The following is a 25,124-nucleotide window of genomic DNA, read 5'->3' on the forward strand; positions in this document are numbered from 1 at the left end:
ACCAGGACATGACGCTCTCCCTCATCTGGGCCCAGACGCCCGACGCCGTCATCGGCGTCGACGGCGCCCTGCCGTGGCACGTGCCGGAGGACCTCGCGCGGTTCCGGCGGCTCACCGACGGGCACCCCGTCGTCATGGGCCGCCGCACGTGGGAGTCCCTGCCGCCGCGGTTCCGTCCGCTTCCCGGTCGGGACAACGTCGTGCTGTCGCGGGACCCGGGCTTCGCGCCCGAGGGCGCGGTCGTGGCGACGAGCCTCGACGATGCGCTCGCGGTCGTGGGGGACCGGGACGCCTGGGTCATCGGCGGCGGCTCGCTCTACGCCGCCGCGCTGCCCCATGCCGACCGCGTCGAGGTCACCCTCGTCGACCTCGCCACCGCCGGGGACACCGTGGCCCCCGTGCTCGACGAGCGCCGCTGGGTGCAGACCGCCCACGAGCCGGCGGAGGGCTGGTACACCTCGGCCGCCGAGGGCACGCGGTACCGGTACATCACCTACGGGCACCGCCCCGACAGCCAGCCCGCCGTGGACCCCCGGCTGCAGGCGCCGCACCGCGTGCGCTGCGACTGGGGCCGGGCCGGTGCGCGTGCGGTCGCGGCCGGCAGCGACCGCATCGCGGTCGTCGTCGACGTCCTGACCTTCACGACGACCGTCGCCGCCGCCTGCGCGGCCGGCATCGAGGTGGCACCGTTCCGCTGGCACGACCCCCGGGCGCCGCGCTTCGCGGAGGAGACCGGGGCGACGCTGGCCGTCTCGCGCGCGACGGGCGGGCCCAGCCTGTCGCCGGGCTCCGTGCGCGCCTCGGGGCTGCACCGGCTCGTGCTGCCCTCGCCCAACGGGGCGACGACCGCGCTCACCCTCGCGGCGACGGGCGCGACCGTGGTGGCGGGCAGCATCCGGACCGCCGACGCGGTGGCGGCGTACTGCGCGCGCCGCCTCGCGGAGGACCCGCGGCTCGTCGTCGGCGTCGTGCCGGCGGGGGAGGGGTGGCCCGACGGCGCGTTCCGGCCCTGCGCCGAGGACCTGTGGGGGGCGGGTGCGGTCGTCGAGGCGCTGCGGCGGCACGGCGCGACGGACATCTCCGTCGAGGCCGAGGTCGCGCGGCAGGCGTGGCTGGCCGTGGCCGACGACCCCGTCGGCACGCTGCGCGAGTCGGCCAGCGGGCGGGAGCTCATCGAGCGGGGGTGGGCCGACGACGTGACGGCGGCCGCCGAGCTCGACGCCGACGGGTGTGCGCCGGTGCTCGTCGACGGGTGGTTCGTCGCCTGCTAGGCGCGTCCGCCGCACCCGTCCGGGGTGCCGCGGTGCGGCGGTCGAGGAGCAGTCCCGAGGTGGCCGGGCGGTACCGTGAGCCCATGCCACCCGTCGCCCGGCCCGGACGCCCCTTCGGCTCGGTGCTCACCGCCATGGTCACGCCGATGAGGACCGACGGCACCCTCGACCTCGACGCGGCGGTCGCGCTGGCCCGGCACCTCGTCGAGCAGGGCAACGACGGGCTCGTCCTCAACGGCACGACGGGCGAGGCGCCCACGACGCACGCCCCCGAGAAGGCGGAGCTCGTCGCCGCGGTCGTCGAGGCCGTCGGGGACCGGGCCTGGGTCGTCGCGGGCGCGGGCAGCAACGACACGCTGCACGCGGTGCGCATGGCCGAGCAGGCCGCCGCCGCGGGCGCGCACGGGCTCCTCGTCGTCGCGCCCTACTACTCGCGGCCCTCGCAGGACGGCGTGGTCGCGCACGTCACCGCCGTGGCGGACGCCACCGACCTGCCCGTCATGCTCTACGACGTGCCGGGGCGCACGGGCGTGCGCCTGGCCCCCGCGACCGTCGAGCGGCTCGCCGCGCACGACCGCGTCGTGGCGATGAAGGACGCGGCGGGCGACGCCTTCACCGCGGCGCAGCTCGTCGCCACCACGGGCCTGGCCTGGTACGCCGGCGACGACGGGGCGTACCTGACCGTGCTCGCGCACGGCGGCGTGGGCATCGTCAGCGTCGTCGGCCACGTGGCCTCGGCCGGGCTGGCCGAGATCGCGCGGGCCTGGGACGCCGGGGACCACGCGCGTGCGCTCGAGGCCTTCCGCCGGGTCGTCCCGGCCGTGGTGGCGCTCAACGGCGCCGGGTTCCAGGCCGTCGCGGCCAAGGCCGCGCTCGAGGTCCTGGGCCTCCTGGGCAACCGCGCCCTGCGCCTGCCGCTCGTCCCGGCGTCGGAGGAGGAGGTCGACGCGATCCGTGCCGGCCTCCGCGCCGCCGGCCTGCTCGTCCCCGAGGGCGCGCACGCCCCCTGACCGTGAAGCCGTCGGACCGTGCGCAGCCCCCGACGGGCGCGCCCCGGGCCGGCGCCGCGGACCCGACCGGGCCCGCGCCCACCCTCCACCACACCCCGCACGAGGAGCGCCCGTGAGCCATCCCCACCCCGAGCTGTCCCTGCCGCCCGCCCTGGCCCCCGGGGGCCTGCGGGTCGTCGCGCTGGGCGGCCTCGGCGAGGTCGGCCGCAACATGACCGTCCTGGAGCACGACGGCAAGCTGCTGGTCATCGACTGCGGCGTCCTCTTCCCCGAGGACCACCAGCCGGGCGTCGACCTCATCCTCCCGGACTTCGAGCACATCCGGGACCGCGTGCAGGACATCGTCGCGGTCGTGCTCACCCACGGGCACGAGGACCACATCGGTGCCGTCCCCTACCTCCTGCGGCTGCGCCGGGACATCCCCGTCGTCGGCTCCCAGCTCACGCTGGCGTTCATCGAGGCCAAGCTCAAGGAGCACGGCATCACGCCGCTGACCCTCGCGGTCAAGGAGGGGCAGGTCGAGCAGCTCGGCCCGTTCGGCTGCGAGTTCGTGGCGGTCAACCACTCCATCCCGGACGCCCTGGCCGTCGCCGTGCGCACCCGGGCCGGCCTGCTGCTGCACACCGGCGACTTCAAGATGGACCAGCTGCCCCTCGACGGGCGCATCACCGACCTGCGGGCGTTCGCGCGCCTCGGCGAGGAGGGCGTGGACCTGTTCCTCGTCGACTCGACGAACGCCGAGGTGCCGGGCTTCGTCGCGCAGGAGCGGGGCATCGGGCCGGTGCTCGACCAGGTCTTCGCCGAGTCGCCGCGCCGGATCATCGTCGCCTCGTTCGCCTCCCACGTGCACCGCGTGCAGCAGGTGCTCGACGCCGCGGCCGCGCACGGGCGCCGGGTGGCCCTGGTGGGGCGGTCCATGGTCCGCAACATGCAGATCGCCGCCGACCTGGGCTACCTGCAGGTCCCGGACGGGGTGCTCGTCGACCTCAAGCGCGTGGACTCCCTGCGCGACGACGAGGTCGTCCTCATGTGCACCGGCTCCCAGGGCGAGCCCATGGCGGCGCTGTCGCGGATGGCCAACGGGGACCACCGGGTGACGGTGGGCCGCGGCGACACCGTCATCCTCGCCTCGTCGCTCATCCCCGGGAACGAGAACGCGGTGTTCCGGGTCATCAACGGGCTGACCCGGCTCGGGGCGCGCGTCGTGCACTCCGGGAACGCCAAGGTGCACGTGTCCGGCCACGCGTCGGCCGGCGAGCTGGAGTACTGCTACAACATCCTCCGCCCGCGCAACGTCATGCCCGTGCACGGCGAGGTCCGCCACCTCGTCGCCAACGGCGCGATCGCCGTCCGGACCGGCGTGCCGGCCGACCGCGTCGTGCTCGCCGAGGACGGCGTGGTCATCGACCTCGTCGACGGCGTGGCGAAGGTCGTCGGCGCGGTGCCGTGCGGGTACGTGTACGTGGACGGCTCGTCCGTCGGGACGATCACCGAGGCGGAGCTGAAGGACCGGCGGATCCTCGGCGTCGAGGGCTTCATCTCCATCTTCGCGGTGGTCAGCTCGACCGACGGCAAGGTCATCGGCGGGCCGCAGATCACCGCCCGGGGCTTCGCGGAGCAGGACACCGTCTTCGACGCGATCCTGCCCGAGCTCACCGCGGCCCTCGAGGAGGCCTCCCGGCAGGGCACCGTCGACACCTACGGGCTGCAGCAGGTCATGCGGCGGGTCGTCGGGCGCTGGGTCTCGGGGCGCCTGCGCCGCCGGCCCATGATCATCCCGGTGGTCGTGGAGGCCTGAGCCGCGACGCCGGGTACTCGTGGTGGGCGGGACGTCCGTACGCCGCCCGGACACGCGCCGCCCGGCTGCGCCCCGCCGGGCGCGTCGCTGGCTACGGTGAGCACCATGGCCTCCCGTCCGTCCTCCGGCACCGCCGTGCGACCCTCGCGCGGGGCGACGGCCGCGGGCCGGGCCCCGTCCTCGTCCCGCCCGGGGTCCTCCTCGCGGCCCGGCACCGCCGGCCCGGGCCGCAGCGCGCTGCCCGTCCGCGTGCTGCGCGGCGCCTGGATGGGCGTCGCGCACGTCGTCGGCGGGACCGCCCGCCGCGTCGGGCGGGGCGCCCGCGACCTCGACCCGGCCCACCGGCGCGACGGCGTGGCCTTCGCGCTGCTGGGGCTGGCCGTCGTGGTCGCCGCGCGCGAGTGGTGGGGGCTGTCGGGCACGGCGGGGGACGTCGTGCACGCCGTCGTCGCCGGCACCTTCGGCGTGGTCGGCGTGGCGGTGCCCGTGGGGCTGCTGGCCCTGGCGGTCCGGCTCATGCGGCACCCGGACCAGGCGGAGACGACCTCGCGGCGGTCGGTGGGCGTCGGCGCGCTGGTCGTCGCGGTCTGCGGTCTGGTGCACCTCGAGGCCGGGCTGCCGGCGCCCTCGGCCGGCTTCGCGCCGGTGCGGGCGGCGGGCGGCGTCGTGGGCTACCTCGTCGCGACGCCGCTGGAGCACCTCGTCTCCGCGGTCGTGACCGTGCTCCTGCTGCTGCTCCTCGCGTTCTTCGGGGTCCTGGTCGTCACCGCGACGCCGGTGCACATGGTCGTGCCGCGGCTGCGGCACGCCTACGCCTGGGCCACGGGCGCCCACCGGTACGCGGCGGACGCCGAGGACGAGGACGAGGGCGGCGACACCCCGACCGCCGTGCTCGAGCCGGGCGCACGACCGTCGCGGCGCGGCGCTGCCGCCGGTCGCGGGGGTGCCTCCGCACCTGCCGACGACAGCGGCGACCTGCCGGCGGTGGGGGCCGGGTCGACGGCGATGCAGGGCACGGGCACGGGCACGGACGGCGCGACCGCAGGCCGCCCGGGCCTGCGCGAGCGCCTGCGCCGCCGCGCGACCCCGCGGGCCGAGGAGGTGCAGGGCGACACGGACGCCCTGCTGGACCACTACGCCGGCGACGAGGCGTACGAGCAGGCCGTCGCGGTGGCCGGGGTCGACGACGCGGGTGTCGCGGTCGCGGCGGCGGCGCTCGCCGCGCGGCGGGACGCCGGCGCCGACCGCCACCCCGACACCGTGCCGACCTCCGTCCTCGGGGCGCGGGACTCGTCGCCGGGCGCGTCGTCTCGCCCGTCAGCGGGCTCGGACGGCGATCCCGACGAGGACCGCGGCGGCGGCGAGGCCACGGCGGCGGCGCTCGTCGCCCCGCCCACCACGGGGGTGCCCAGCGGCGTCCAGCCCATGCTCGAGGGCGACGTGCTCTACACGCTGCCGCCCGAGGACGCGCTGGCCAAGGGTGCGCCCCACAAGGTGCGCTCGGCCGCCAACGACCGCGTCGTCGACTCCCTGACCTCCGTGCTGGAGCAGTTCGAGATCGACGCGCAGGTCACGGGCTTCACCCGCGGCCCGACGGTGACGCGGTACGAGGTCGAGCTCGGGCACGGCGTGAAGGTCGAGCGGGTGACGGCGCTCTCGCGCAACATCGCCTACGCGGTCGCGTCCGCCGACGTGCGCATCCTCTCGCCGATCCCCGGCAAGTCGGCGATCGGCATCGAGATCCCGAACACGGACCGGGAGACGGTCTCGCTCGGTGACGTCCTGCGCTCCGGCGCGGCCCGCCGGGTCGAGCACCCCATGGTCATCGGCGTCGGCAAGGACGTGGAGGGCGGCTACGTCGTGGCCAACCTCGCGAAGATGCCGCACCTGCTGGTGGCCGGCGCCACCGGCGCGGGCAAGTCGAGCTTCGTCAACTCGATGATCGTCTCGATCCTCATGCGCTCCACGCCGGAGCAGGTGCGGATGATCCTCGTCGACCCCAAGCGCGTCGAGCTCACGCTGTACGAGGGCATCCCGCACCTCATCACCCCGATCATCACCAACCCCAAGAAGGCCGCCGAGGCCCTCGAGTGGGTGGTGCGGGAGATGGAGGCGCGCTACGACGACCTGGCGATGTTCGGCTTCAAGCACATCGACGACTTCAACGTCGCCGTGCGCGCGGGCAAGGTGCAGCCGCTGCCCGGCTCCGAGCGGAAGATCGCGCCGTACCCCTACCTGCTCGTGATCGTCGACGAGCTGGCCGACCTCATGATGGTGGCGCCCCGCGACGTCGAGGCCTCCATCCAGCGCATCACGCAGCTCGCGCGCGCGGCGGGCATCCATCTCGTGCTGGCCACGCAGCGCCCGTCGGTGGACGTCGTGACCGGGCTCATCAAGGCCAACGTGCCCTCGCGCCTGGCCTTCGCCACGTCGTCGCTCACGGACTCCCGCGTCGTCCTCGACCAGCCCGGCGCGGAGAAGCTCATCGGCCAGGGCGACGCCCTCTTCCTCCCGATGGGCGCCGCGAAGCCCATGCGCACCCAGGGCGCCTGGGTGTCGGAGTCGGAGATCCACGCGGTCGTCGAGCACGTCAAGGCACAGCTCAAGCCGGTCTACCGCGAGGACGTCGCCGTCGCCGCGCCGAAGAAGCAGGTGGACGACGACATCGGCGACGACCTGGAGCTGCTGCTGCAGGCCGCGGAGCTCGTCGTGACGAGCCAGTTCGGCTCCACGTCGATGCTCCAGCGCAAGCTCCGCGTCGGCTTCGCGAAGGCGGGGCGGCTCATGGACCTCCTGGAGTCCCGCGAGGTCGTCGGGCCGTCGGAGGGGTCGAAGGCGCGCGAGGTGCTGGTGCAGCCGGAGGAGCTGCCGACGGCGCTGGCCATGCTGCGCGGCGAGCCGTTCGAGGACGACGAGCCGTCGGCGCCCTCGCGTCCGGCACCGGCCGGGCAGGGCTCGCCGGGTGCCACCGACGAGGGCTTCCCGGGCGACCCGCCCGTGGCGCGTGACTGGTACGACGACGAGGCGTGACCAGCGGGTCCTCGCCTAGGGTGGTGGACGTGCCCCCCGCGACGGCCTCGTCCCCGTGGACCGCCGCGAACGTCGTGACCATGCTGCGCATCCTGCTGGCCCCGGCGTTCGCCGCGGCCCTGGCGGTCGACGGCGGGCAGGACCTGCGGTGGCGGCTGGCGGCGCTGGGGATCTTCGTCCTGGCCGCCGCGACCGACCGGGTCGACGGGTGGCTGGCCCGGCGCTCGGACTCCGTGACCGACCTCGGCAAGATGCTCGACCCCGTGGCGGACAAGCTGCTGGTCGGTGCGGCGCTGGTCCTGCTGTCGTGGCAGGGCGCGCTCGCGTGGTGGGTGACCGTCGTCGTCCTCGTCCGGGAGCTGGGGATCACCGTGCTGCGCATGGTGCTCCTGCGGTACGTCGTGCTGCCCGCGTCCCGCGGCGGCAAGCTCAAGACGGTGCTCCAGACGGTGGCCATCGGCCTGTACCTGCTGCCGCTGGACCGCCTGCCGCTCGTCGTGGACGTGCTGGCCGCGGTCGTCATGGCGGTGGCGGTGCTCGTCACCGTGCTGACAGGGGTCGACTACGTCCGGACCGGGCTGCGCGTGCGGGCGGAGCAGCGCGCGGTGCCACCTGCTGTCACCGGCCGCCCGTGACCCGGCAGCGCGGTGACGACGGCGCCGGCGACGCGGGAGCCGGCGTGGCGCCGGGCGCAGCACCGGGCGACGCCACCACCGGCGAGGGGCCGGTGCTCGCCGAGCGCCTGCTCGCGGCGCTCCTCGGGCGGCGGTGGACCGTCGGGACGGCGGAGTCGCTCACGGGCGGGCTGGTCTCCGCGGCGCTGGTGTCCGTGCCGGGCGCGTCGGCCGTCCTGCGCGGCGGGGTCGTGGCGTACGCCACCGACCTCAAGGGGTCGGTGCTCGGCGTCCCCGGGCCGCTGCTGGCCGCTCGAGGTGCCGTCGACCCGGACGTGGCCCACGCCATGGCCGCGGGGGTACGCCGGGTGCTCGGGACGGACGTGGGACTGGCGACGACGGGGGTGGCCGGGCCGGGCGGCCAGGACGGGCACGCCCCGGGCGAGGTGCACGTCGCGGTCAGCACGCCGCGGGGCGACGAGGTCCGCTCGCTGTCCCTGCCTGGTGCCCGGGCGGCGGTCCGGGCCGCCGCCGTCGCCGCCGTGCTGGGGCTCGCCCTCGAGGTCGTGGGCGAGGACGGACATGGGGGAGCGCCACGCCGCTGAGGCGGGGCTGTGGGTCCGCGGACGTCGTCGGAGCACCCGGCACACGAGGCGGCCCGACGTGCGACGGTCGTGAGCTCCACCGACCACGCCCCTCTGCCCCGTTCTGTCCGGGATCGTCCCGACGAGGTACCGGCCTCGGCTGGGGAGAGAACGGCGGGGGGAACACGCGTGCGGGTCCGGGCGTTGGACCACTCGTGATGTCAGCGGAGCGGTCGATGGTGCGGCCGAGGGCGCGTGTCGGTGCGCCACGGTACGTTAAGGACGTCGGCCCGTCGGGTGCCGGCGGGCAGGTGGTGCGGGACGGGTCGGTCGGCCGGGACTCCGGTCGTGTCCTCCGTGCCGAGGTCCAGGGAGCAGGACGTGGCGCGGGAGGAGGGACCCAGATGGTCGTACTGCGTCGTGAGATCGGTGACGTGCTGCGGGACGCGCGGCAGCGGCAGGGTCGGACCCTGCGCGAGGTGTCGTCGGCTGCTCGGGTGTCCCTCGGGTACCTGAGCGAGGTCGAGCGTGGTCAGAAGGAGGCGTCGTCGGAGCTGCTCCACAGCATCTGCTCGGCGCTGTCGGTGCCGATGTCGTCGGTCCTGCGTGAGGTGAGCGACCGGATCGCCGTCGCCGAGGGCCTGCACATCCCGGACACGGTGCCCGCCGATCTCGAGGTGCGCGTCCGGCGCGCCGGGGACGGCGACTGGGACCGGCCGCGGGCGGAGCTCGCGCCCGTCGGCTGACGGCCACGTCCGCCGGCGTCGGCGGCAGAGCACGATCAGGGGCGCCGCACCCGCAGGGGTGCGGCGCTCCTGGCGTCCGTGCCCGAGCCACCGGGCGTCGTGCGCCTCGGCGGCGCGACGGCTCAGTGCCGGCGGCGTTCGGCGGCGGCGACGCCCGTCCAGCGGTGCACGACCGGCGGTGCGGGCCGGTGGTGCGGGTCCGCCTGGCACACCGGGCACCAGGTCGTCGGCCGTGCCGTCGGGAGCACCCCCACGGAGCCCTCCACGAGGGGGGTGCGGCAGCGCGGGCACGGCCGGCCGGCGCGCTGGTGCACCCGGGCCAGCTCCTCCCCGGCCGCCACCGAGCGCCGCATCTGCGCCCGCGCGGCTCGCAGCACGAGGTCCGGCCGGTCCACCTCCACGGCCGGCGTCCAGGGCCACACCCGCCGCGCGAACAGCGACTCGGCCGTCCAGATCGTCCCGAGGCCCGCGACGACCGTCTGGTCGAGGAGGACCTCCGCGACCGGGCGGCCGCCCTGGCGGTCCCACCGGCGCAGCGCCTCCTCGAGCCCCGGACCCTCCCAGCGTCGTCGCCCCGGGTCGTCGATCCCGACGGGCGTGGGGGCGAGCGGGGGCAGCGTGGGTGTCGGCTCCTCGGGGTCGGGAAGGAAGTCGTCGTCGAGGACGTCCGGTCCGAGGTGACCCACGAGGGTCACCTCGTCCGTGCTCCGGACGACGTCGAGCATCCCGAGCAGGTGGCCGACGGCCGTCCACGGCCCCGCCGCGAGCACGGCGCGCACCTTGGGCGAGCGCGCGGCCGCCTCCGACGAGCCCGTCCGGACGACGCGCCAGTAGCCGTCCATCCGCAGGTGCGTGTGCAGCGTGCGTCCGTCCGACACCCGCGTGAGCAGGTGCTTGCCGTAGGGCCGGGTCTCTAGCACGGTGCTGCCGGTGAGGTCGACCGTCGCCGCGGACGGCCACCGCAGGTCGCTGCGGTCCAGCACCCCGTCCCGCAGCGCGAGGTCGAGCCGCGCCGCCGTCCGGCGCAGCGTGTCACCCTCGGGCACGGTCACCCTCCCGGCGTCGGCCCGCTTGCGTCCGATCGCCCGTACCTGCGGCCACGCCTGCGCCCACGCCTGCGCCCACACCTGCGCCCACACCTGCGCCCACCCGTGCGCCCGTCGCCGTCCTCACGCCTGCCCCCGGATGCTGAGCCCGCGCGGGGTGGCGAGGAAGCCGGCGGCGAGGAGCGCCTCGCCGAGCGGTGTGCGGAGCGTGCCCCCGCCGAGCACGTCGACGCCGTCGGCGCGGGCGATCGTGATCCGGCCGATGCCGCGGCTGCGCACCGTGGCGACCAGGGCCTGCGCGGCGGCGTGCAGCACGGCCGGTGACCGGTCGAACGACAGCACCGTGCGCCCGCCGCGCTCGAGGTACAGCACGAGGTCCCCGTCGACCAGGACGACGAGCGCGCCCGCCTTGCGCCCCGGTCGGTGCCGGCCGGTGGTGCCGGACCCCTCGGTCTCCGCGGGCGGGTCCGGCCACGCCAGGGCGGCACCGTAGGGGTTGGCGGGGTCGGTGGCGGCGAGCACGACCGACCACGGCACGTCCTCGCGGCGCTCGGCGCTCACCGGGGTGGTCCACGGCAGGTCGGGGCCCTCCGTCGACCGCTCGGACTCCTCCCGGGCGTGCTCGCGCGCCCGGGTGACGACCTCCGCGTCCGTGCGGAGCCGGTCGACCGCGCCGGGCAGGGCGAACTGCGACCCGCCCAGGCGCTCGACGAAGTAGCCGCGCCGGACCTGGCCCGCCGCCTCGAGCGCGACCAGCACGCGGTACACCTGCGCGAACCGGGAGCCGATGCCCTCCGCGGGTGCCACGGCGCGCGTGAGCACGCCGTGCCGGTCGAGGAGCTGGGCGGCCAGTGCGTGCGCGCGCACGGTCGGGTCCTCCTCCCGCACCGGCAGGAGCGACCAGCGGCCACCCGCAGCCCCCGCGTGGAGCGCGGCGGCCGTCACGGCGTCGCCCCGTACGGCCGCCGTTCCCTGCGTGTCCGGACCGACGGCGACGCCCCCGTCGTGGGCGGTGCCGGCACCGCCCCCCGGCAGGGGCAGGCCGCCGAGGCGGCCCGCGGTCCGCAGGCCGAGCCGCGGCCGCAGCGGACGGCTGCGCGGCGCGGCGCTGCGGGTGCGGTGGGCGGTGGAGCCGGTGCCCAACCAGGCCCGCAGCGGCGCCAGGGAGTCGTTGGTGACGTGACCGGCCCACACGAGGTCCCACAGGGCGGCGGCGACCGACGCCGACGGCACCGGCCCGGGCAGGGCCGCACCCACCCGTCCTGCCAGCGCCGTGAGGAAGAAGGCGCCCCCGCCCTCCAGCGCCGCCAGGACCGCGCGGTGCAGGTCGGTCAGCTCCGCCTCGGCGTCGGGCAGCGGGAGCGTGAGGTCGGCGACGGCGGTCGGGTGCAGCGAGACCAGCCCGTCGTGCCCGCTGAGCGCCCCGTGCCCCGCCCACACGACCTCACCCGCGGCCGTCAGCTCGTCGAGCATGGCCGGGACGTAGTCGGCCACGCGCGCGGGCAGCACGTGCGTCTCGAGCGCGGAAGCCGGCAGGACCGCCCCGGCGAGCTGCTCGACGACCCGGGCGACGCCGTCGACCCCGCGGTGCACCGCCGCACCGGCGCTGCGGGCGGGCCCCACCGCGGGCCGGACGCCGTGCCACCGGGGCAGGAACACGCCCAGCGCGGCAGGCTCGACGGGCTCGACCTGGGCCCGCAGGACCGCCAGGCTGCGCCGCCGCAGCGTGCGCAGGACCTCGGCGTCGCAGTACTCGTCGCCCGTGCCGCCCAGCACCTCCGGCCGGAGCCGGCCCTGGGCGACGACGCGTGCAGACTCCAGCCGCCGCAGCACGTCCTGGACCACCGCCACCCCCAGCCCGAAGCGGGCGGCGAGCGCGTGCGCGGTGAACGGGCCGTGCGTGCGGGCGTGGCGTCGCACCAGGTCGCCGAGCGGGTCCGGCAGGACCTCCGTGAACACCTCCGGCACCCCGACGGGCAGGGCGACGCCGAGCGCGTCGCGCAGGCGGCCGGCGTCCTCGACGGCCGCCCACTGCTCGGCGTCGTCGGGCGCGACCCCGCCGAGGCGCACGCGGATGGCCCGCCGGGTGCGCTCGAGCTCCTCGAGCCACCCGCGCACCTCGTCCGCGACCTCGGCGCGCGTGCGCTCGAGCACGGCGGCCGAGGTCAGCGGACCGTGCCGGCGCAGGACGTCCGCCACCTGCTCGAGGGTCCCCGCCCGCCGGTCCGGGGCGGTGCCCGTCACCTCGGCCTCCGTCTGCTCGACGGCCTGCGGGTCGAGCAGGTCGGCGAGCTGGGACTCCCCGCCCTGGCCGAGGAGCTCGGCCAGCAGCGTCGGGTCGAGGGTGAGGGCCGCCGCCCGGCGCTCGGCGAGCGGTGCGTCGCCGTCGTACAGGAACTGCGCGGTGTAGCCGAAGAGCAGCGTCTGGGCGAAGGGGGACGGGTGCGGGGTCGTGACCTCGACGACGCGGATGCGCCGGGCCGCGACGTCCCGCATGAGGTCGGCGAGGGCGGCGGTGTCGAAGTCGTCCTGGAGGCACTCCCGCACCGCCTCGAGCAGGATGGGGAACCCCGGGTGCCCGGCCGCCACCTGCAGCAGCTGGGCCGACCGCTGACGCTGCTGCCACAGGGGCTGCCGCCGGTCCGGCCGCCGGCGGGGGAGCAGCAGCGCCCGGCTGGCGGCCTCCCGGAACCGGGCGCCGAACATGGCCGACCCGCCGAGCTCCGAGCGGACCAGATCCAGCACCTCCTCGGGCTCGACGAGGAGGTCCGCGACGGTGATGGCCGGTCCCGACCCGTCCGGGTCGGCGGCGCCGGGGTCCCAGGTCTCGGCGTCGAGCACGTCGGGCAGGCGCAGGACGATCCCGTCGTCGGAGTGCAGGGCGGCCGCGTCCACGCCGAACCGCTCGCGCAGGCGGGCGCCGATGACGAGGGCCCAGGGGGCGTGCACGCGCGCGCCGAAGGGCGAGTGCAGGACCACCCGCCAGTCGCCGAGCTCGTCGCGGAAGCGCTCGAGCACGAGCGTGCGGTCGGTGGGCACCTGGCCCGTGGCCTCCGCCTGCTCGCGCACGTACGTCAGCAGGTTGTCGGCGGCCCAGCCGTCGAGGCCGGCGGCCTCGGCCCGGGCCCGGGCGTCCGCGTCGTCCAGCGCGACGAGCTCGCGCACCCAGCCGCCCATCGCGCGGCCGAGCTCGACGGGCCGGCCCGGGGAGTCGCCCTTCCAGAAGGGCAGCCGGCCGGGGACGCCGGGTGCGGGGCTGACGAGCACGCGGTCGGGCGTGATCTCCTCGATGCGCCAGGTGCTCGACCCGAGGGTGAAGGTGTCGCCCACGCGGGACTCGTACACCATCTCCTCGTCGAGCTCCCCGACGCGCCGGCCGCCGCGCTGCCGGCCCGCGCCGGTCTCCGCGTCCGCCGGGACGTCCGTCGTCGTCGCGCCCGCGGCGAGGAAGACGCCGTACAGCCCCCGGTCGGGGATGGTGCCGCCGCTGGTCACCGCCAGGCGCAGCGCCCCCGGCCGGGCCGTCAGCACGTCGGTGACCCGGTCCCAGACGACGCGCGGGCGCAGCTCGGCGAACTCCTCGCTCGGGTAGCGCCCCGCCAGCATGTCGAGCACCGCGCGCAGGGTCGCGTCCCCGAGCGTGACGTAGGGGGCCGCCCGGCGGACGACGCGTGCCAGGTCCTCGACCGGCCAGTCCTCGACCGCCACCATCGCGACGACCTGCTGTGCCAGCACGTCGAGGGGGTTGGCCGGCACGCCGAGGGGCTCCAGCTCCCCGCGCCGCATGCGCTCGGCCGTCACCGCCGCGGGCACGAGCTCGCCCCGGAAGGTGGGGAAGACGACGCCGCGCGACACCGCGCCCACCTGGTGCCCCGCCCGTCCCACGCGCTGCAGGCCGCTCGCCACCGACGGGGGCGACCCGACCTGGACCACGAGGTCGACCGCGCCCATGTCGATGCCGAGCTCGAGCGAGCTCGTCGCGACGACCGCGGGCAGGCGCCCCGCCTTGAGCTCGGACTCCGTGCGGGTGCGCTCGGCGCGGCTCATGGAGCCGTGGTGCGCACGGGCGAGGACCTGCGCGGCGTCCGTCGTGTCGATCCCCGCGGAGGCGCCGGACTGCGCCTGCACGGCGGCGGCGTGCAGCGTGCCGCGGTCCGGCACGTCGACGCCGTGGCGTTCGGCCCAGATCTCGTTCATGCGCGCCGTGAGGCGCTCGGCGCCGCGCCGGGAGTTCGTGAAGACCAGCGTGGAGCGGTGACCGCCGACGAGGTCCACGACGCGTTCCTCGACGTGGGGCCATATCGACGCGCGCGGCGTGCCTCCGCCGCCCTGCCCGGTGAGGTCGAGCTCCCCGGCCGGGACCGCCCCCTCCGGCGTGGGCCGGTCGTGCGCCGGACCCGCCGACGCGATGTCGCCCAGGTCGGGCACGGGTACGACGACGTCGACCTCGATCGTCTTCGTCGACGGGGGCTGGACGACCCGGACGGGACGCCCGCCGTCCTCGATCGCGCGGGCGCCGCCGAGGAAGGCGGCCACCGCGTCGACGGGCCGGACGGTCGCGGACAGGCCCACCCGCTGCGCCGGCCCGGGGCCGCCGGGAGCCTCGAGCAGCGCGTCGAGGCGTTCGAGCGACAGCGCGAGGTGGGCGCCCCGCTTCGTGCCCGCCACCGCGTGGATCTCGTCGAGGATGACCGTGCGCACGCCGCTCAGGCCGGCGCGCGCGGCGGAGGTCAGCACGAGGTACAGCGACTCGGGCGTCGTGATGAGGATGTCGGGCGGCTGGGTGGCGAAGGACCGGCGCTCCGCGGGCGGCGTGTCCCCGGTGCGGATGCCCACCGTCACGTCGGGCAGCGACCGGCCCAGCCGGGTGGCGGCCTGGCGGATGCCGACGAGCGGCGAGCGCAGGTTGCGCTCCACGTCCGTGGCCAGGGCCTTGAGCGGCGAGACGTACAGCACGCGGCAGCGGCGGACCGCCTCCTCGACCGGCGGACCGGTGAGCAGCCCGTCGAGCGCCCACAGGAACGCGGCGAGCGTCTTGCCCGAGCCGGTGGGGGCGACGACCAGCGCGTGCGCCCCGCCCTGCACGGCCTCCCAGGCGCCCGTCTGGGCCGCCGTGGGCGCGTGGAAGGCCCCGGCGAACCAGCTCCGGGTCGGCTCGGAGAAGCCCTCGCTCAGCACGGCGTCATCGTCGCAGCCACCACCGACACGCGCGCGACGCCCCCGGCGGACGCACAGGCGCGCGTCGCAGCTGCACGGGCGTGGCTGCACGGGAGGCTGCACGGGAGGCTGCACCGGAGGCCGCACGGGCGTGGTGCCCCGCGCCGCGCGGCGGGTGACGGCGGGCGCGGGCCGCGGGTCGGGTGGCAGGCTGGTGCCGTGACGTACCGCGAGTTCTGGGCCCTGGTCGACGAGGTGCTCGGCCGCGCGCAGGGGCGGGTGCTCGCCCAGGAGCTCGTGCTCGGGGCGGTCGGCGGGCGCTCCGCGCAGGAGGCGCTCGACGCCGGGGTCCCGCCCCGCGACGTGTGGCACGCCCTGTGCGACGCCCTCGAGGTGCCCGACGCGCGCCGGTGGGGGCAGGACGACCGCCGGCCCGCTCCTCCGTCCCGCTGAGGGCGCGCGTCGGCGACGAGGCGAAGGGGCGGTCCGGGCGCTGCGGGGGCGGGAGGGCCGGCGTGCGGAGGCGCGGACGCCGCCACGGCGTGTCGCACGTCGTCGAACATGCGTACGGCTAGAGTCGTGCACGGCTGACACCGGTCGGTGCCGCGTCGAGCCGTCCCCAGCCCCCGTCGCGGGGGCACCCGGACGCCCGGCGCCGCGTCCCGGCCGGCGTGTCGGTGGTCGGGCATACCGTCAGCCGCGTCAGAGACCAGCCCCCGCAGGCCGCAGCGCACCCGCTGCCCAGGACGACAGGTGGACGCCATGCCCGTAGCACCCAAGGACCGCGAGAAGGCTCTCGAGGTCGCCCTCAGCCAGATCGACCGCCAGTTCGGCAAGGGGTCGGTGATGCGCCTCGGCGACGAGGGGCGCGCCCCCGTCGAGGTCATCCCCACGGGCTCCATCGCCCTGGACGTGGCGCTCGGGATCGGCGGCCTGCCCCGCGGCCGCGTCATCGAGATCTACGGCCCGGAGTCGTCCGGCAAGACGACGGTGGCCCTGCACGCGGTGGCCAACGCCCAGCGCGCCGGCGGGATCGCCGCCTTCATCGACGCGGAGCACGCGCTGGACCCGGAGTACGCGAAGAAGCTGGGCGTCGACACCGACGCGCTGCTCGTCTCGCAGCCGGACACGGGTGAGCAGGCGCTCGAGATCATGGACATGCTGATCCGCTCCGGCGCGATCGACATCGTCGTCATCGACTCGGTCGCCGCCCTCGTGCCCAAGGCCGAGATCGAGGGGGAGATGGGCGACAGCCACGTCGGCCTCCAGGCGCGGCTCATGTCGCAGGCGCTGCGCAAGATCACCGGTGCGCTCAACTCCTCCGGCACCACGGCGATCTTCATCAACCAGCTGCGGGAGAAGATCGGGGTCTTCTTCGGCTCCCCCGAGACCACCACCGGCGGCAAGGCGCTGAAGTTCTACGCCTCCGTGCGGATGGACATCCGCCGCATCGAGACCCTCAAGGAGGGCACCGACGCGGTCGGCAACCGGACCCGGGTCAAGGTCGTCAAGAACAAGTTGGCGCCGCCCTTCAAGCAGGCCGAGTTCGACATCCTCTACGGCGTCGGGATCTCCCGGGAGGGGAGCCTCATCGACATGGGGGTGGAGCACGGCTTCGTCCGCAAGTCGGGTGCCTGGTACACGTACGAGGGCGACCAGCTCGGCCAGGGCAAGGAGAACGCGCGGTCGTTCCTGCGCGACAACCCCGAGCTGGCGGACGAGCTGGACAAGAAGATCAAGGAGAAGCTGGGGGTCGGCGCCCGCGTCGACGCCCCGGCGGACGACGCGGTCCCGGTCGACTTCTGACCGTGCCCGCCCTCTGATGGTGACAGGGACGAGGCGGGGCCGGGGGCGGCCGACGGACGAGCCGCCCCCGACCGGCTCCGCCCTGCAGGACCGGGAACCCGACGCCGAGGCCGTCGCGCGCGCGGTCGCGCTACGGCTGCTCACGGGTGCCGCGCGCAGCCGGCACCAGCTGGCCGAGGCGATGGCCCGCAAGGACGTGCCCGAGGACGTGGCCGAGCGCGTGCTCGACCGCTTCACCGAGGTCGGGCTCGTCGACGACGCGGAGTTCGCCCGGGTCCTCGTGCGCACGCGCCAGGCCGAGCGCGGGCTCGCACGGCGTGCCATCGGCGCCGAGCTGCGTCGTCGGGGCATCGACGAGGAGACGGCGGCCGAGGCCCTGGCGACGGTGGACGCCGACGACGAGGAGCGGGCCGCGCGCGGCCTCGTGCGCCGGCGGCTGGCCGCCACCGCCGGTCTGGACGCGCAGGTCCGCGTCCGGCGGACCGTGGCGGCCCTCGGTCGCAAGGGGTACGCGCCCGGACTGGTGCTGCGGCTCGTCCGCGAGGAGCTGGCGGCCGGGACCGACGGTGTGAGCCTGCCCGACACCGACGAGCTGGGCATGGACTAGCTGTACTGCCAAGCACGGTCAGGAAAGGGGCGCGGCCTTTTCGGCTCGTCGCGAGCCGGTCGTCGCGAGCCGGTCGTCCCGAGCGGTTGTCGCGAGCGGTTGTCGGACTCACCCGTCCTGTGCGGGCGGGGCGGGCGCGGCGCGGTCGGCGACGACGGCAGGGCTGCGTGGGCGAGGATGAGCCCTCCGGCCGCGCCGCGGCCCCGTCGACGTCGAGGAGGTGGACGTGCCGTCAGCCCCGGTCGTCGCCACGGTGGTGGTGCTGGTCGTGCTCGTGCTCGCGGCCGTCCTGGTGCTCGGCGCCCGTCGGGCGGCGGGCGGTCGTGCCCCGGCGCAGGACGGGCGCGAGGAGGCGCTGCACGGCCGCGAGGAGGCGGTGCGGCGGCGCGAGGAGGCGCTCGGCGACCGGGAGCGCGCGGTGGCGTCCCGCGAGGGAGCGGTCGAGCAGCGCTCGTCCGACCTGCGGCAGGCGGAGGCCGCCCTCGCGGTGCGGGAGGCGGCGGTGGGCGCCCTCGCGGCGCGGACGGAGGCCGGTGCCGTACGCCTCGCCGAGGACCAGGAGCGGGTGGCGGCGGCGCGCCGGCTCGCCGACGAGACGGTCGAGGGTGCCCGCCGTGCGGCGGACGGTGTGCTGGCCGGCGCCCGTCGAGAGGCGGGGGAGGTGCTGACGGGCGCTCGCCGCGAGGCCGACGACGTGCTCGCAGCGGCTCGCCGCGAGGCGGGCGACCTGCTGGCCGACGTGCGGCGGCAGGTGGCCGGCACGCGCGAGCAGGCCCGGCAGGACGCGGAGGCCGTCGTCGCGGCGGCGCAGGCGGAGGCGCTGCGGACGGTCGAGGCGACGGCGGGCCTGAACGTGGAGGAGGCGCGGGAGGAGCTGCGGCGCCGACTCGTGGCCGACGCCGAGCGCGACGCCGAGGCGCAGGTGCGCCGGCTGGAGGCGGCCGCCCGCCGGTCCGCCCAGGCGAGGGCGACCCGCGCCGTCACCACGGCGGTGCAGCGGCTGGCGGGCCCGTCGAGCTCGGCGGTCTCGGTCGTCAGCGTCCGTCTGCCCGCGCCCGAGCTCAAGGGACGGGTGATCGGCAAGGAGGGGCGCAACATCCGTGCCTTCGAGGCCCTGACCGGCGTGGACGTCCTCGTCGACGAGGTGCCGGGGACCGTGGTGCTGTCCGGCTTCGACGCGGAGCGACGGGAGGTCGCCCGGGTCGCCATGGAGTCCCTCCTCCTCGACGGCCGGATCAGCCCGCCGCGGATCGAGAGCGCGTACGCCGACGCGCTCGCGGGTGCCGACGACCGCACGGAGGCGGCCGGCCACGCGGCGGCGGCGCGCGCCGGGGTGGCCGACCTGCACCCCGAGCTCGTGCGCACGCTGGGCCGGCTGCGGCTGCGGACGTCCTACGGGCAGGACGTGCTCGAGCACCTCGTCGAGTGCGCGCTGCTCGCGGCGGCCCTGGCGGCCGAGGTGGGGGCGGACGTCGCGCTGGCGCGGCGCGGGGCGTTCCTGCACGACGTCGGCAAGGCGCTGACGGCCGAGCTTCCGGGCACGCACGCCGAGGTCGGCGCGGCCCTGGCCCGCCGGTGCGGCGAGAGCGCGGCGGTCGTCAACGCCATCGCCGCGCACCACGACGAGGTCCGTCCCGAGACCGTGGAGGCGGTGCTCGTGCAGGTCGCCGACGCGATCTCCGCCGCCCGGCCGGGCGCCCGGCACGACGAGCTGGACCAGTTCGTCGAGCGCATGGGGCGCCTGGAGAGCCTCGTCGCCGAGCACGGCGGCGTCCGCCGGGCGCTGGCCATGTCGGCCGGGCGCGAGGTGCGCGTCGTCGTCGAGCCCGAGGAGGTGCGGGACGAGGACCTGCCGCGGCTGGCGGACGCGATCGCCCGGCACATCGAGCAGGACCTCAGCTATCCGGGGGAGATCCGCGTGACGGTCGTGCGCGAGCTGCGCGCGAGCGCCACGGCGGGCTGAGCCGGGGGCTTCCCGGCGTCGCCTGGACATGGCCGGCGAGATGGGTCGCGCGGGAGGTCGCCGCGGCGGTGCTCAGCGCGTGGTGACGGTGAGGGCCGGTGCCTCCGCGCTGGCGGTCCCGGCGGTGCGGCGGCCCGCACGCCCGGCCAGCCACTGGGCGAGGCGGGTGAGCAGGTCGTTGATGACGATGAAGACGACGGCCGCCACCACGAGGGACTGCAGGATGTTCCCCTGCCCCGACCCGAGCCGACGGGCGCTGTCGAGCAGCTCGGGGTACGTGATGATGACGCCGAGCGCCGTGTCCTTGAGGATGACGACGAGCTGGCTGGCCAGGGCCGGCAGCATCGCGATGAGCGCCTGCGGGACCTCGACGAGCCGCAGCGACTGCCCGGGCCGCAGCCCGACGGCGAGCGCCGCCTCCCGCTGCCCCTTCGGCAGGCTGTGCACGCCGGAGCGGACCAGCTCGGCAACGACGGACCCGTTGTAGAGCGTCAGCCCGAGCACCACGCCGACGAGCGGGAGGTCCTGCGGCGCGAACAGGTCGAGCTGGGCGAGGCCCAGCCAGAAGAAGATCATCATGAGCAGCACGGGCACCGCCCGGAAGAACTCGACGACCGTGCCGCACACCGCCCGTACGACCCGCGAGGGCGACAGGCGCCCGAGGCCGAACACGAGGCCGAACACCCCGGACGTGACCATCGCGATCGCGGCCGCCCGCAGGGTCTCCACCAGGCCCGGCAGCAGGAAGTTCGTCCACGGACCTGCGGTGAGGAACGGCGACCACCGCGCCGCGTCGAGCTGGCCCTTCTCAGCGAGCCGCAGCAGCACCACCGCGACCAGGGCCGCGACGAGCACGCCACCGACCACGTTGGCGACGAGCACCCGGCGCCGCGTCACCGGCCCGGGCGCGTCGAACAGGACCGACCGCCCGCTCACCGGGCCACCGCCAGCCGGCGCGACAGCGCGGTCGTCGCGAGCCCGACGGGCACGACGACCACGACGTACCCGAGCGCGAACACGAGGAAGATGCCCAGCACGACGTCGGGCCGGAACTCGATCATCTGGCGCATGAGCCCCGAGGTCTCCGCCACCGACGCCACGGCCGCGACGGTGGAGTTCTTGATGAGCGCGATGAGGACGTTGCCCAAGGGGGCGACCGCGCCCCGGAAGGCCTGCGGGAGGATCACGAGCCGCGCCGACTGGCTGAAGCGGAGGCCGAGCGCCCGCGCCGCCTCGGCCTGGCCGACCGGCACGGTGTTGACGCCGGAGCGCAGGGCCTCGCACACGAAGGCCGCGTGGTACACCGCGAGGCCGAGCACGGCGAGCCGGAAGAAGTTGCTGGTGAAGTCGGAAGACAGCGTCACGCCGAGCTGCCCCCACAGCCCCAGGGTGCAGAACACGAGGATGATCGTCAGCGGCGTGTTGCGCAGCACGGTGACGTAGCCGGCGCCGAGCGCCCGCAGGCTCGCCACGGGCGAGATGCGCATGACGGCCAGCACGGTCCCCAGCGCGAGCGCGAGCAGGCCGGCCCAGAAGGTGAGCTGGATGTTGACCCAGAACGCCGCCGGCACGTCGTACTGCTCCAGCAGCGTGCCCAGCCGTGCGAGGTAGCCCTCGTCCACGCCTGCCCTCCACTCCCTCGGTCGTGCGTGCGACGCAGGTCCGCCGCGCCGCCGTGCCCGGGGGCGCGGCGCGGCGGACCCGCGTCAGTGGTCGGTGCCGGTCAGGCGCAGGCCTCGGGCGTGGGCGGGTTGAGGTCGGCGTTCGCCTCGTACCCCGACGCGCCGACGTTGTCCTGCAGGATCTGCTCCCACGAGCCGTCCTCGATCATCGCCGTGATGGCCTCGGTCACGGCCTCGCAGCGGTCGGAGTCCAACGGGAGCCCGACGCCGTAGTTCTCCTCCGAGAACGGGTTGCCGACGACCTTCACCTGACCCTCGTTGGCGGGCTGGGCTGCCAGGCCCGCGAGGATGATGTCGTCGGTGGTGACCGCGTCCACCGCGCCGGACGTCAGGGCCGTGACGCACTCGGCGTAGCCGGGCTGCTCGAGCAGGTTGGTGCCGGTCGCGTACTCGTCCTTGATCCGCTGCGCGGAGGTCGAGCCGGTGACGGAGCACAGGTTCTTGCCCTCGAGGTCCTCCGGCCCGGTGATGGAGTCGTCGTCCGCCGCGACGAGCAGGTCCTGCCCCGCGACGAAGTACGGGCCCGCGAAGGAGATGACCTCCTTGCGGGTGTCCGTGATCGAGTAGGTCGCGAAGATCATGTCGACCTGGCCGGTCTGCAGCAGGTTCTCGCGCTGCGCGGACGGCGCCTGCACCCACTCGATCTGGTCCTCGGAGTAGCCGAGCGCCTCGGCGACGTACCGGGCGACGTCGACGTCGAAGCCCGTGTACTCGGAGCCGTCCTGGTAGCCCAGGCCCGGCTGGTCGAACTTGATGCCGATGCGGAGGGTCTCCGAGGAGCCCTCTCCGGCGACGGCGCTGCCGCTCGCCGCGGGCTCGGTGCCTCCGCCGCCGTCGCCGCCGGAACAGCCGGCGAGCGTGAGGGTGGCCGCGGCGGCCATGGCCACCGCGAGTCGTCGTGCGCGCATGTCGGTCCCCTTCGTGTGGGTGGTGCTCCCGGCCGGGCGGTGTGGGCCCGGCCGTCGTTCGGTCGGTGCGGTCGGTGCTGTCGGTGCGGTCAGTGGGTGAGGATCTTCGACAGGAAGTCGCGGGCGCGGTCGCTGCGCGGGGCGGCGAAGAACTGCTCCGGCTCCGCCTGCTCGACGACCTGCCCGCGGTCCATGAACACCACCCGGTGCGCGGCCCGGCGGGCGAAGCCCATCTCGTGCGTGACGACGAGCATCGTCATGCCGTCCGCCGCCAGGGCGGTCATGACGTCGAGGACCTCGTTGATCATCTCGGGGTCGAGCGCCGACGTCGGCTCGTCGAACAGCATGACCTTCGGGTCCATGGCCAGCGCCCGCGCGATGGCCACGCGCTGCTGCTGACCGCCCGACAGCTGCCCGGGCAGCTTGCCCGCCTGGTCCGCGACGCCGACGCGCGCCAGCAGCTCCTGCGCGCGGGCCTTCGCCGCGGCCGGCTTGACGCCCTTGGCCTTCGTCGGCCCGAGCGTGACGTTCTCCAGCACGGTCCGGTGCGCGAAGAGGTTGAAGGACTGGAACACCATGCCGACGTCGGCGCGCAGGCGGGCGAGCGCGCGGCCCTCCTCCGGGAGCGGCGCGCCGTCGATCGTGATGGTGCCCTCGTCGATCGTCTCCAGCCGGTTGATCGTGCGGCACAGCGTGGACTTGCCGCTGCCGGACGGCCCGACGAGGACGACGACCTCGCCGCGCCCGATGCTCAGGTCCACGTCCTTGAGCACGTGGAGGGCGCCGAAGTGCTTCTGCACGCCGCGCAGCACGACGAGCGGCGCGCCGACGGGGGAGCGGCTCGCGGGAGCGGCGGCCGGTCGCGGCACGTCGTCGGCGGTCGTCGGGGCGCTCGGGACGGTCCCGCCGACCGTGGTGTCGGGCGGGGGAGGACCCGGTGGAGGGCTGGCCATGCCGTGAAACTAGGTCGTATCGGGCGTCGTGACCAGCACCGATGGTCACGAACGGGCCACAGTCCGGCCGCGGGGACGTCCTCGTCCGGTCGAGCGGCTCCCGTCCGGCCGTCGCCCGCGCACGCCGTCGCCCGGGCGCCGGACGCCACGGCAGCGCGGGCTGCCGGCGCGCCGGGCGGGCCCTGACCAGCACCGACGCGGGCGCACGGACCTCGACGGCCCGGTGCGCCCGGCGGTCGGCGTGCGACGGGCAGCCCGCGCGTGTGCCGGGAGTGCCCGACGCCCGCCGTACGCTGGGCGGTGATGTCCACCACGCTCACCGTCCCCGCCCCTCCCGCGACGCGCGCCCCGGCCTCCGGTGCCGACGGGCGCGCCGAGGCCGCCGTGCACGACGGCCCGACCACCGGCCGGCCGGACGCGCGCACCTACCTCGTGCGCACCCTCGGGTGCCAGATGAACGTGCACGACTCCGAGCACATGGCGGGCATGCTCGAGCAGGCCGGCTACGTGCCCGCGGACCCCGCGTCGGCCGCGGCGGAGGACGCCGACGTCATCGTCATCAACACGTGCGCGGTCCGGGAGAACGCGGCCGACAAGCTGTACGGCAACCTCGGCCGGCTGGCGGGCCGCAAGCGCGAGCGCCCCGGCATGCAGATCGCCGTGGGCGGGTGCCTGGCGCAGAAGGACCGCTCGACGATCGTCGATCGCGCGCCCTGGGTGGACGTCGTCTTCGGCACGCACAACCTCGACGTGCTGCCCGCGCTGCTCGAGCGCGCCCGGCACAACGCCGCCGCGCAGGTGGAGATCGCCGAGTCCCTGCAGGTCTTCCCCTCGACGCTGCCCACGCGCCGCGAGTCCGTCTACGCCGGCTGGGTGTCCATCTCCGTCGGCTGCAACAACACCTGCACGTTCTGCATCGTGCCGCACCTGCGCGGCAAGGAGCGCGACCGCCGCCCCGGCGACGTGCTGGCCGAGGTCGAGGCCCTCGTCGCCCAGGGCGCCGTGGAGGTGACCCTGCTCGGGCAGAACGTCAACTCCTACGGCGTCGGCTTCGGCGACCGGACGGCGTTCGCGCAGCTCCTGCGCGCGGTCGGGGCGGTGCCGGGGCTCGAGCGCGTGCGGTTCACCTCCCCGCACCCCGCGTCCTTCTCCGACGACGTGATCGCCGCGATGGCGGAGACGCCCACGGTCATGCCGCAGCTGCACATGCCGCTGCAGTCGGGCTCCGACCGCGTGCTGCGCGCCATGCGCCGGTCCTACCGCGCCGACCGCTTCCTCGGCATCCTCGACCGGGTCCGCGCGGCCATCCCGCACGCCGCGATCACGACCGACGTCATCGTCGGGTTCCCGGGCGAGACGGAGGAGGACTTCGCCCGCACCCTGGAGGTCGTCGAGGCGTCGCGCTTCGCCTCCGCCTTCACCTTCCAGTACTCGCCCCGCCCCGGCACGCCCGCCGCCGACCTGCCCGACCAGCTGCCCAAGGCGGTGGTGCAGGAGCGCTACGAGCGGCTCGTCGCGCTGCAGGAGCGCATCTCGCTCGAGGAGAACCAGGCCCAGGTCGGGCGCACGGTCGAGGTGCTGGTCGCCGAGGGGGAGGGGCGCAAGGACGGCGCCAGCCGCCGCACCACCGGCCGCGCCGAGGACAGCCGGCTCGTCCACCTGTCCCTCCCGCCGGAGGCGGCGCCCGACGACGCTCCGCGCCCGGGCGACCTCGTGCGCGTCACGGTCACCCGGGCGGCGCCGCACCACCTCGTGGCCGACTCCGCGCTCGCGGGCGGGACGTTCGCCGTCCGCCGCACCCGCGCGGGGGACGCGTGGGCGGCGCGGCAGTCGGGGGGCGACGAGCACGCGCACGGCGGGGACGCCTGCGGCACCCCGGCCCCGGCCGGCCCCGTCGTCCTCGGGCTGCCGACGCTCGGCCGCCCGCTGCGCTGAGAGCGCCGGTCGGT

18 protein-coding genes are annotated in these 25,124 nt (G+C 76.1%); 12 read left to right on the top strand and 6 right to left on the bottom strand.

Annotated features, from left to right (window positions below; all coding sequences use genetic code 11):
- Positions 1 to 8 precede the first annotated feature (8 nt).
- The 7 genes from BM048_RS19015 (at position 9) to BM048_RS02045 (ending at position 9,053) form a co-directional block, all read left to right on the top strand.
- Positions 9 to 1,271 carry a dihydrofolate reductase gene (locus tag BM048_RS19015; RefSeq protein ID WP_308439473.1) on the top strand — a complete coding sequence of 421 codons (1,263 nt, stop codon included), beginning with the start codon at positions 9 to 11 and terminating at the stop codon, positions 1,269 to 1,271.
- Positions 1,272 to 1,354: 83 nt separating this feature from the next.
- Complete coding sequence (gene dapA / locus BM048_RS02020; protein ID WP_090030509.1) at positions 1,355 to 2,281, top strand: 4-hydroxy-tetrahydrodipicolinate synthase; 927 nt, start codon at positions 1,355 to 1,357, stop codon at positions 2,279 to 2,281.
- A 112-nt stretch (positions 2,282 to 2,393) separates the two neighbouring features.
- Positions 2,394 to 4,079, top strand: a complete 1,686-nt coding sequence (locus tag BM048_RS02025; RefSeq protein WP_090030203.1) for a ribonuclease J — start codon at positions 2,394 to 2,396, stop codon at positions 4,077 to 4,079.
- Between the two features lie 105 nt (positions 4,080 to 4,184).
- Positions 4,185 to 7,109 (top strand): DNA translocase FtsK, encoded by a 2,925-nt coding sequence (locus BM048_RS02030; RefSeq protein WP_239078642.1) that lies wholly within the window; start codon positions 4,185 to 4,187, stop codon positions 7,107 to 7,109.
- Positions 7,110 to 7,129: 20 nt separating this feature from the next.
- The gene (gene pgsA / locus BM048_RS02035) at positions 7,130 to 7,744 is read left to right on the top strand and encodes a CDP-diacylglycerol--glycerol-3-phosphate 3-phosphatidyltransferase (protein ID WP_373308391.1); all 615 of its coding nucleotides are present in this window, start codon (positions 7,130 to 7,132) and stop codon (positions 7,742 to 7,744) included.
- Positions 7,745 to 7,836: 92 nt separating this feature from the next.
- A complete protein-coding gene (locus BM048_RS02040; protein ID WP_090030515.1) occupies positions 7,837 to 8,328 on the top strand; it encodes a CinA family protein in 492 nt (163 codons plus the stop codon).
- 383 nt (positions 8,329 to 8,711) lie between these two features.
- Positions 8,712 to 9,053 carry a helix-turn-helix domain-containing protein gene (locus BM048_RS02045; protein WP_090030205.1) on the top strand — a complete coding sequence of 114 codons (342 nt, stop codon included), beginning with the start codon at positions 8,712 to 8,714 and terminating at the stop codon, positions 9,051 to 9,053.
- 122 nt (positions 9,054 to 9,175) lie between these two features.
- On the opposite strand, the gene BM048_RS02050 is transcribed toward BM048_RS02045, so the two are convergent.
- Together BM048_RS02050 and BM048_RS02055 are read right to left on the bottom strand one after the other, a co-directional pair.
- Positions 9,176 to 10,099, bottom strand: coding sequence for a DNA-formamidopyrimidine glycosylase family protein (locus BM048_RS02050; RefSeq protein WP_090030517.1), 924 nt, complete (start codon positions 10,097 to 10,099; stop codon positions 9,176 to 9,178).
- Positions 10,100 to 10,222: 123 nt separating this feature from the next.
- Positions 10,223 to 15,277 carry an Lhr family ATP-dependent helicase gene (locus BM048_RS02055; protein WP_090030207.1) on the bottom strand — a complete coding sequence of 1,685 codons (5,055 nt, stop codon included), beginning with the start codon at positions 15,275 to 15,277 and terminating at the stop codon, positions 10,223 to 10,225.
- 198 nt (positions 15,278 to 15,475) lie between these two features.
- Here BM048_RS02055 and BM048_RS02060 point away from each other — a divergent pair, with 198 nt between their 5' ends.
- The 4 genes from BM048_RS02060 to rny all read left to right on the top strand — a co-directional run bounded on the left by BM048_RS02060 (position 15,476) and on the right by rny (position 19,632).
- Positions 15,476 to 15,709 (top strand): DUF3046 domain-containing protein, encoded by a 234-nt coding sequence (locus BM048_RS02060; RefSeq protein WP_090030209.1) that lies wholly within the window; start codon positions 15,476 to 15,478, stop codon positions 15,707 to 15,709.
- Positions 15,710 to 16,018: 309 nt separating this feature from the next.
- On the top strand, positions 16,019 to 17,062 hold the full coding sequence (recA, locus tag BM048_RS02065) for a recombinase RecA (RefSeq protein WP_090030519.1): 1,044 nt from the start codon (positions 16,019 to 16,021) through the stop codon (positions 17,060 to 17,062).
- Positions 17,063 to 17,078: 16 nt separating this feature from the next.
- Positions 17,079 to 17,669, top strand: coding sequence for a regulatory protein RecX (locus tag BM048_RS02070; protein WP_090030211.1), 591 nt, complete (start codon positions 17,079 to 17,081; stop codon positions 17,667 to 17,669).
- 226 nt (positions 17,670 to 17,895) lie between these two features.
- Positions 17,896 to 19,632 (top strand): ribonuclease Y, encoded by a 1,737-nt coding sequence (gene rny / locus BM048_RS02075; RefSeq protein WP_239078641.1) that lies wholly within the window; start codon positions 17,896 to 17,898, stop codon positions 19,630 to 19,632.
- A gap of 72 nt (positions 19,633 to 19,704) precedes the next feature.
- On the opposite strand, the gene BM048_RS02080 is transcribed toward rny, so the two are convergent.
- The 4 genes from BM048_RS02080 to BM048_RS02095 all read right to left on the bottom strand — a co-directional run bounded on the left by BM048_RS02080 (position 19,705) and on the right by BM048_RS02095 (position 23,175).
- Positions 19,705 to 20,568, bottom strand: a complete 864-nt coding sequence (locus BM048_RS02080; RefSeq protein WP_090030215.1) for an amino acid ABC transporter permease — start codon at positions 20,566 to 20,568, stop codon at positions 19,705 to 19,707.
- Positions 20,565 to 21,254 (bottom strand): amino acid ABC transporter permease, encoded by a 690-nt coding sequence (locus BM048_RS02085; RefSeq protein WP_090030217.1) that lies wholly within the window; start codon positions 21,252 to 21,254, stop codon positions 20,565 to 20,567. The genes BM048_RS02080 and BM048_RS02085 overlap by 4 nt, the downstream gene beginning before the upstream one ends.
- Positions 21,255 to 21,355: 101 nt before the next feature.
- Complete coding sequence (locus tag BM048_RS02090) at positions 21,356 to 22,222, bottom strand: glutamate ABC transporter substrate-binding protein (RefSeq protein WP_090030219.1); 867 nt, start codon at positions 22,220 to 22,222, stop codon at positions 21,356 to 21,358.
- An 89-nt stretch (positions 22,223 to 22,311) separates the two neighbouring features.
- A complete protein-coding gene (locus BM048_RS02095; RefSeq protein WP_090030221.1) occupies positions 22,312 to 23,175 on the bottom strand; it encodes an amino acid ABC transporter ATP-binding protein in 864 nt (287 codons plus the stop codon).
- A 303-nt stretch (positions 23,176 to 23,478) separates the two neighbouring features.
- Here BM048_RS02095 and miaB point away from each other — a divergent pair, with 303 nt between their 5' ends.
- The gene (gene miaB / locus BM048_RS02100) at positions 23,479 to 25,110 is read left to right on the top strand and encodes a tRNA (N6-isopentenyl adenosine(37)-C2)-methylthiotransferase MiaB (RefSeq protein ID WP_090030523.1); all 1,632 of its coding nucleotides are present in this window, start codon (positions 23,479 to 23,481) and stop codon (positions 25,108 to 25,110) included.
- Positions 25,111 to 25,124 lie beyond the last annotated feature (14 nt).

Source organism: Cellulomonas marina (assembly GCF_900111925.1).
GTDB classification, from domain to species: Bacteria; Actinomycetota; Actinomycetes; order Actinomycetales; family Cellulomonadaceae; genus Cellulomonas; species Cellulomonas marina.